The sequence below is a fragment of the Aestuariivita sp. genome (assembly GCF_021404545.1).
Taxonomy (GTDB): domain Bacteria; phylum Pseudomonadota; class Alphaproteobacteria; order Rhodobacterales; family Rhodobacteraceae; genus Aestuariivita.
The window spans coordinates 1-1396 of record NZ_JAAWWD010000102.1 but is presented as its reverse complement, the minus strand read 5'-3'; the positions used below and the strand labels follow the sequence as shown (position 1 = coordinate 1396).

The 1396-nt window shown below is 60.0% G+C and carries 3 protein-coding genes; all 3 read left to right on the top strand.

The window, feature by feature from the left end; translation table 11 throughout:
- Nucleotides 1–344, top strand: a 344-nt coding sequence (locus HEP69_RS23630; protein WP_290560960.1) for a hypothetical protein, incomplete at its 5' end; no start/stop codon positions are given.
- Nucleotides 345–527: 183 nt separating this feature from the next.
- Nucleotides 528–788 (top strand): metal-sensing transcriptional repressor, encoded by a 261-nt coding sequence (locus HEP69_RS23625; RefSeq protein WP_007120627.1) that lies wholly within the window; start codon nucleotides 528–530, stop codon nucleotides 786–788.
- An 8-nt stretch (nucleotides 789–796) separates the two neighbouring features.
- Nucleotides 797–1396: MFS transporter (locus HEP69_RS23620; RefSeq protein WP_290560959.1), on the top strand; the 600-nt coding region annotated here is incomplete at its 3' end.

Sequence of the window (1396 nt, the reverse complement as noted above, 5' to 3'; positions counted from 1 at the left end):
GTCCAGCCCTGGTGGACTGTATTCATGGTTTGTACTCTGCATATGTGTTGATGATCGAATGCAGCGCGCTGTTGGCACGCAGTCGATCCGACGCGCGGAGGTCTTTCGATTTGGTATGTCTGCAAGGTGTTCGACGTGGCCGAACTCAACGGCCATGCGGCTCTATAAATATCGAGCGGGTGCGGCGATCGGTCGGGGCCAGGCACGACCGCCTGACTGTGATCGTGATCGATGCTGTCATGGCTATGTCCATGCATGGCCCAGGCGAGGTCTTCTTCCAGTCCATGCGAATGACCGTGCTCAGCAACCATTTCTGCGTGCTCTTGAAGGACGCCGATGACTGAGGGTGCGTGCGAGGTTGCGGGCACCACAGACCAGAGGAGTACGGCCAAACATAAGAGTGTCGCAAACGCGGCGTTTACAACTGTCCTCAAGGTATCCATAGGATCTGCCCGTCTGCCCGTCTCTAGCGTGGTGCGTCGTGGCACCATCTTGTTCTATCCTCCCGGGGGGGATAGAACTACTTTATGACAAAACATCCAGTCCATGCAACCCATCCCGCCCTTGTCGCCCGGCTGAAACGCGCTGACGGCCATTTGCGCGCCGTGATCGAAATGATCGAGGCGGGCAAACCCTGTCTGGAGATTGCTCAGCAGATGCAAGCGGTCGAAAAGGCCGTGACGAACGCCAAGCGTGCGCTGATCCATGATCACATGGACCATTGTATCGACGTTGAAAGTTCTGAAACTGATCGCGCCGAGTTGCGGGCGATCGCCCGATATCTCTGAGGCTGACCATGCTCGATATTCTCTCCGACCGCACTTATCGGCACCTGTTTCTGGCACAGGTCGTAGCCCTTCTGGGTACCGGACTCGCCACAGTCGCACTCGGCCTGCTCGCCTTTGATCTTTCGGGCGCCGGGGCGGCGCTGGTCCTCGGCACAGTCTTCACCATCAAGATGGTTGCTTATGTGGGCATCGCGCCCATTGCAGGGGCTTTCGCAGACCGCGTGCCGCGCCGCGCGCTTCTGGTGACGCTCGATCTGGTGCGTGCCGGTGTCGCGCTCGCACTGCCCTTCGTGACCGAGGTCTGGCAGATCTACGTCCTGATCTTCCTTCTTCAATCGGCTTCCGCCGCCTTCCCGCCGACCTTTCTGGGGACGATCCCGGACGTTCTGCCCGAAGAGGCGCGCTATACCCGCGTGCTGTCGCTGTCGCGGCTGGCCTACGATCTGGAAAACATCGTCAGCCCGACGCTGGCGGCCCTTCTGCTCGCGGTGATGTCCTACAATTCGCTTTTCCTCGGCACGGTCCTCGGTTTCGCCGCATCGGCCCTTCTGGTTGTTTCGGTCGTGCTGCCCAGTCCCCGCCCATCCGAGCCGCGCGGTGTCTATGAC